Origin of the sequence: Streptomyces sp. URMC 124 (assembly GCF_051386455.1) — a bacterium.
GTDB lineage: Bacteria > Actinomycetota > Actinomycetes > Streptomycetales > Streptomycetaceae > Streptomyces.
In genome coordinates, this window is the sequence record NZ_JBPQTS010000258.1 from 1 (window position 1) to 5,711 (window position 5,711).

5 protein-coding genes are annotated in these 5,711 nt (G+C 75.7%); 1 reads left to right on the forward strand and 4 read right to left on the reverse strand.

The genetic code is table 11. From position 1 onward, the window contains the following. The 3 genes from ACSNOG_RS31660 to ACSNOG_RS31670 form a co-directional block, all read right to left on the reverse strand. Window positions 1-1,035: CbiQ family ECF transporter T component (locus tag ACSNOG_RS31660; protein WP_436756146.1), on the reverse strand; the 1,035-nt coding region annotated here is incomplete at its 3' end. After that, complete coding sequence (locus ACSNOG_RS31665; RefSeq protein ID WP_436756149.1) at window positions 1,032-1,700, reverse strand: SCO2322 family protein; 669 nt, start codon at window positions 1,698-1,700, stop codon at window positions 1,032-1,034. The genes ACSNOG_RS31665 and ACSNOG_RS31660, both read right to left, overlap by 4 nt. Before the next feature lie 56 nt (window positions 1,701-1,756). Beyond that, window positions 1,757-3,028: a prenyltransferase/squalene oxidase repeat-containing protein gene (locus tag ACSNOG_RS31670; RefSeq protein ID WP_436756147.1), complete on the reverse strand. Its 1,272-nt coding sequence runs from the start codon at window positions 3,026-3,028 to the stop codon at window positions 1,757-1,759. Between the two features lie 624 nt (window positions 3,029-3,652). Here ACSNOG_RS31670 and ACSNOG_RS31675 point away from each other — a divergent pair. Beyond that, complete coding sequence (locus ACSNOG_RS31675; RefSeq protein WP_436756150.1) at window positions 3,653-5,218, forward strand: aldehyde dehydrogenase; 1,566 nt, start codon at window positions 3,653-3,655, stop codon at window positions 5,216-5,218. A gap of 187 nt (window positions 5,219-5,405) precedes the next feature. Here the strand turns inward: ACSNOG_RS31675 and ACSNOG_RS31680 are convergent, their stop codons facing one another. Further along, window positions 5,406-5,654, reverse strand: a complete 249-nt coding sequence (locus ACSNOG_RS31680; protein WP_436756148.1) for a ferredoxin — start codon at window positions 5,652-5,654, stop codon at window positions 5,406-5,408. Between the last annotated feature and the right edge of the window lie 57 nt (window positions 5,655-5,711).

Sequence of the window (5,711 nt, forward strand, 5' to 3'; positions counted from 1 at the left end):
GGCCGGTGGGTGGAGGGCGCCCGGCGCGTACGTGTTCGCGCGGATCATCAGGGCCGCCACCGCCACGCCGGAGGCGGAGACGAGCCAGGCCCGCGCGCCCCAGCGGTCCGGCCGGTAGCGCGTGCGGACCGAGCGGCGGCCGCCCAGCCACAGGCCCGCCAGCGCGGCGGCGAGGCCGGCCAGCAGGACCGGCATGCCGTACCCCGCGCCCTGGTCGGCGAGCAGCCCGTACGTGCCGGCGCAGACGCCCATGAGGCCGCCCAGGGTCAGCGCGCTCGTGGTGCGGCGGACCGCGCGCGGCACCTGCGCCGTACGGCCGTAGCCGCGGGCGTCCATCGACGCGGCCAGTGCCACGGAGCGCTCCAGCGCGCCCTCCAGCACCGGCAGTCCCACCTGGAGCAGGGCGGCGAAGCCGCGGTCGGGGCGTCCGCGCAGGCGGCGGGCCGCGCGCAGCCGCTGGACGTCGGCGACGAGGTTCGGCGCGAACGTCATCGCGACGACGACCGCGACGCCCGCCTCGTACAGCGCCCCGGGCAGGGACTTCAGCAGCCGCGCCGGGTTGGCGAGCGCGTTGGCGGCGCCCACGCACACCAGCAGCGTGGCCAGCTTCATGCCGTCGGCGAACGCGAAGACCAGCCCCTCGGCCGTGACCCGGCCGCCGATGCGCACGCCCCGCGCCCAGTCGGGCAGGGGTATTTCGGGCAGGACGAAGAGCGTGTGCGTGCCCGGGACGGGGGAGCCCAGCACCACGGCGAAGGCGAGCCGGATGCCGATGACGACGAGGCCGAGCTTGAGGAACGCCCCGTACGAGCGCGCCCAGGGCGCGTCGGTGCGCCGTGCGGCGACGACGTAACCGGCGACGGCGATCAGCAGGCCGAGCAGCAGGACGTTCGTGGTGCGGGAGGCCGCCGCGGCCAGACCGAGCGCCCACACCCACCAGGCGCCCGCGTGGAGTGCGGAGGCGCGCGAGGTCAGCGGCGCGCCCCCGGCGCTGACTTCGGCCCCTCCCCGCACCCGCTTCCTCCCGTCGCTCATGCGCGGCGTCGGCGTGCCTGCCAGAAGGCCGCCGCGCCCAGGACGACCACGGCGGCGATACCGCCGATCAGCCCGGCCGAGGGGCCGCCGTCGCCTTCGCTGCCGCTGTCGGCGGCGGCCGGCTTCGGGGAAGCGCTCTCCGACGCCTTCTGCCCGGCCACCTGCTCGCCGCAGCCCGTTCGCGGGTAGCCCGCGATGGCGCACAGCAGGGCGGAGGAGTCGTAGCGCAGCGGCTTGGCGACGGCGGCCAGCGCCTCGCCCGCGGTCGCGTCCTCGCCCACCCGGGCGCAGGCCGTGCGGGCGGCGGGCGGCGTCTCGCCCGCGGGGGCGTCCCCGGCCGTGCCGAAGTCGAGGACGACGGCGACGCGCTTCGTCCCGTCCTTGGCAGGCGTGCCGTCGCAGACCGCTCCGAAGTCGGCGGCGGCCCGCGGCTTCGCGGCGTCGGAGGAGTCCGCGCTGACGGCGAACCGGAACCCGACGGCCTCGCCGTCGCCGGGGCGGCTCGTGGCCGGGCCCTGCGCGGCGTAGGCCCACTGCCCGCCGGAGCTTTGCCAGAACGACCAGTACCGGTATCCGGCGGCCTGCGCGGGCGCGGCGCCGAGGAGGGCGCCGAGGAGGGTGAGGAGCACGGCGGCGAGCGCGGCGACCGCGCCGCCCCGCGTCACCGCGCCGCGCCTGACCGCACTACGCGTCACCGCGCCGCGCACCGCAGCGGCCGGCGTCACAGCTGCTGCTTCTTCTTGCGGCCGCTGATCAGGAAGCCGATGCCGGCGCCGAAGGCCAGGCCGACGCCCACGATCCACCACACGTTGACGGTGACGGAGTCGTCGTCCTTCTCGTCCTCCTTGCCCATGCCGCCGGTGGCCTTCTTCTCCGGGGCCGGGCCGGTGGCGCCGAGCTGCGCCACCAGGTCGGTGCCCGCGAAGTCGCGCGGGTTGCCGCCCGCCGCGTGCGTGGCCAGGATCAGCTTGGCGAGGCGGCCGGGCTGGTCCTTGGCCCACTCGGCGGTGCCGCTCTCCTTGGACTGCAGCCACTTCAGGGGCTTCTCCGCGGCCGCGCGGTGCCCGCCGGCGGCGAGGGCGAGGGCGGCGTCGGCCGTGTTGCCCTGGTCGGGCTTGGCGGGGGCGCCGGGCATCGACGGCAGCAGGTAGCCGCCGTTCTTCTCCAGGGCGGCCACGAGGTAGCCGTCGACGGCCTCGCCGGACGCGGCGGCGTCCTTCGGCTTCGCCTGGTCGTCGCCGGAGCACTCCAGTGCTGTGACCGGCCGATCGGCGTCCTTCGGGGGCCGGACGAGGTAGCCCTTGCCGCGCGTGGCGAGCCCGGCGGCGGCGCTGGCGAGGTTGTCGGCGCGCAGCCCCTTGTCGTCCTTGAGGTACGCGAACGCGCCGCGCTCGCCCTGCTCCTTCGCGTCGCAGCCGAGCTGGAAGGTCAGCAGCGTCTCGACGGGGTTCTTGCCGCCCTTGGCGGCCTCCTTGGCCGGGTCCTGGCCGGCCGCGGCGAACGCGCCGAGGGCGATGGAGGTGGAGTTGGCGTCGGTGGGGCTGCCGGCCTGGTAGCCCCAGCCGCCGTCGTCGTTCTGGTGGGCCTTGAGCCAGTCGAGGCCCTTCTTGACCGACTCCGAGCGGCCGCCGGCGGCCGCGAGGCCCTGCACGGCCGCGGCGGTGGCGTCCGTGAACTCGTCCTTCTTGGGGTCGCAGGCCTTGCTCGTGTCGGCGCGGTAGCCGGGGAAGCCGCCGTCGGCGCACTGCTGGCCGGCGAGCCAGTCGACGGCCTGCCTCGCCGGGGTGACGCCCGTCGCGCTCTGCGCCATGAAGGCCAGGGACTGGCGGAAGACACTGTCGAACTTGGGGTCCGCCGTGCCGTAGAGCCCCGGGGCGGCCGGGGACGGGGAGCCGTCGGCGACGGCGGCGGGGACCACGGCCGTGCTCAGGGCGGCGGCGGTGGCCAGGACCGCGGCGCCGCGGCGCGCGTGGACGGCGAGGGAGGGGGCCATGGGGTCGTCGTGCCTCTCGGGTGGGTGTCACTGCGGTGGCCGGCCCGCCGGGGTACGTGGTGACGCGGCCGGGCGCGGCTGCCGCCCCGCGAGCTCCGCGCGGTGACACCGGGCTCGGCTCCGCATACCTCGGCGGTGCCGGTGGACCGGGCGGCACCGCCAGGCGGTACGACCGGCTCCGGAAGCCTGCCGCCTGGCCCGGGTGGTCCGGCTCGTACGGCGGCGCCGGGCGGCGGGCCGTAGTCACGGTTGCGGGTCAGCGCCGGATTTGCACCGGCTTTCCCCGTTCCGAGGCGGGATGAAGTTGTCACGGACACTTTAACCGGCCGGGTCGGCGGGCGGCCGGGTCGGCGACCGGCCGTCAGGCCCTGGCCCCGGCTCCGCCGAGCCCGCCGGGCCCGCGGGTCCCGGCGGTCCCTTGCCCCCGCCGTCCCCGTTGCCCTGGCGCCGGGGGAGCTGCTAACTGTCTGATGCAGCGTCAGATTAGACGCTCAGGGCTCCGCAGAAGCGCGGGAGGCATCGGACATGGACCAGGATCTGAACCGGCACCCGAACGGGAACGGGAGCGGGAACGGAAGCGGAAGCGGACTGATCGAGCACGGGCAGCTCTTCATCGGCGGCACCATGACCGACCCGGCCGGCCGCGCCGTCATCGACGTCGTGTCGCCGCACACCGAGGAGGTCATCGGCCGCGTCCCGCACGCCTCGCGCGAGGACGTCGACCGCGCCGTGGCCGCCGCCCGTGCCTCCTTCGACTCCGGGGTCTGGGCGGACCGCCCGGCGGCCGAGCGCATCGAGGTCGTCACCCGGATCAAGGACGGCATAGCCGCCCGGCACGAGGAGCTGGCCCGTACCGTCTCCGCCCAGAACGGCTCCCCGTACTCCTGGAGCGTCCTCGCCCAGGCCCTCGGCGCGATGATGGTGTGGGACTGCGCCATCGCCGTCGCCCGCGACCTGCCCTACGAGGAGCGGCGGGCGGGCGTCCTCGGGCCGCTGCTGGTGCGGCGCGAGCCCGTCGGCGTCGTCGCGGCCGTCGTGCCGTGGAACGTCCCCCAGCTGGTGGCCGCGGCCAAGCTCGCGCCCGCGCTGCTGACCGGCTGCTCGGTGGTGCTCAAGCCCTCGCCCGAGACGCCCCTGGACTCCTACCTGCTGGCGGAGATCGTCACCGAGGCGGGCCTGCCGGAGGGCGTGCTGTCCATCCTCCCCGCGGAGCGGGAGGTCAGCGAGTACCTCGTCGGGCACCCGGGCGTCGACAAGGTGGCCTTCACCGGTTCGGTCGCGGCGGGCAAGCGCGTCATGGAGGTCGCCGCGCGTCACCTCACCCGCGTCACCCTGGAGCTCGGCGGGAAGTCCGCGGCGATCATCCTGCCGGACGCCGACCCGGACGCGGCCGTCGCCGGCATCGTGCCCAACGCCTGGATGAACAACGGGCAGGCGTGCGTCGCCCAGACGCGCATCCTCGCGCCCCGCGCCCACTACGCCGAGCTGGCCGAGCGCTTCGCCGCGGCCGCCTCCGCCCTCGTCGTCGGCGACCCCCTCGACCCCGCCACCCAGGTCGGCCCGCTCGTCGCCGAACGGCAGCGGCGGCGCTCGCTGGAGTACATCGCGCTCGGGCAGCGCGAGGGCGCCAAGGTGCTCGCGGGCGGCGGCCGGCCCGCGGACCGCGACACGGGCTGGTACGTCGAGCCGACCCTCTTCGGCGACGTCTCCAACGGCATGCGCATCGCCCGCGAGGAGATCTTCGGCCCCGTGATCTGCCTGCTGCCCTACGACACGGAGGAGGAGGCCGTGCACATCGCCGACGACTCCGACTACGGGCTCTCCGGCAGCGTCTGGACCCGCGACGTCGAACGCGGCGTCGAGGTCGCCCGCCGGGTGCGCACCGGCACGTACTCGGTCAACACCTTCGCGCTCGACATGTTCGGCCCCTTCGGCGGCTACAAGAACTCCGGCCTGGGGCGGGAGTTCGGGCCCGAGGGCTTCGCCGAGTACCTGGAGCACAAGACGATCCACCTGCCCGCGGGGCACGGGCCGCCGTCCTCCCCGGCGGGGAAGACGTGGAGCCAGTCGCCGTGGCGGGCGGTGCTCCAGCCGGCGGGGGCGGGGCGGCGGGCGGTCTCGTACGAACCCCTCTCCTGGGCTCCCTCGCCGTCCGCCCCCGGGACGGACAGGCGGTCCGGGGTCTCGTAGAAGTGCCTGTCGGCCAGGCAGTAGACCTCGTACCGCGCGTCCATCGTCGCCCCCCTCGGCTGCGTTGCCTAGAGATTTCCACGCCGTCAGGGGCCCGGCCAGTCACATGTGTCACCAAGGAACTGTGCGGAACGCATGAGTAACAACGCGTGTGTGTGCGAAGGGCGTTGCTGCACGCGCCCCCGCTTCACTCCTCCGGAGGGAAGTCCGGGGGAAAGACGGGCTCACCCGTGTCCAGGACGCTGATCGTGATGGCCTCCACCGGACAGCACTCGGCGGCCGCGAACACCGGATCGGAGGGTTCCGTCTCCTCCGCGACCGGGCGCGAGCGCCTCCCCGCGTCGAGCGCGAACGCCTCCGGGGCGCTCCCCGCGCACATCCCCGAGCCCACGCACAGCCCCCGGTCGACCCGGACGCGCCAGCGCTCACTCGCCATCGCTCACGCCCCTCCCCCGGCCCCGGCGGGCCCGCCCCGGCCCGCGTCCCCGCCGCC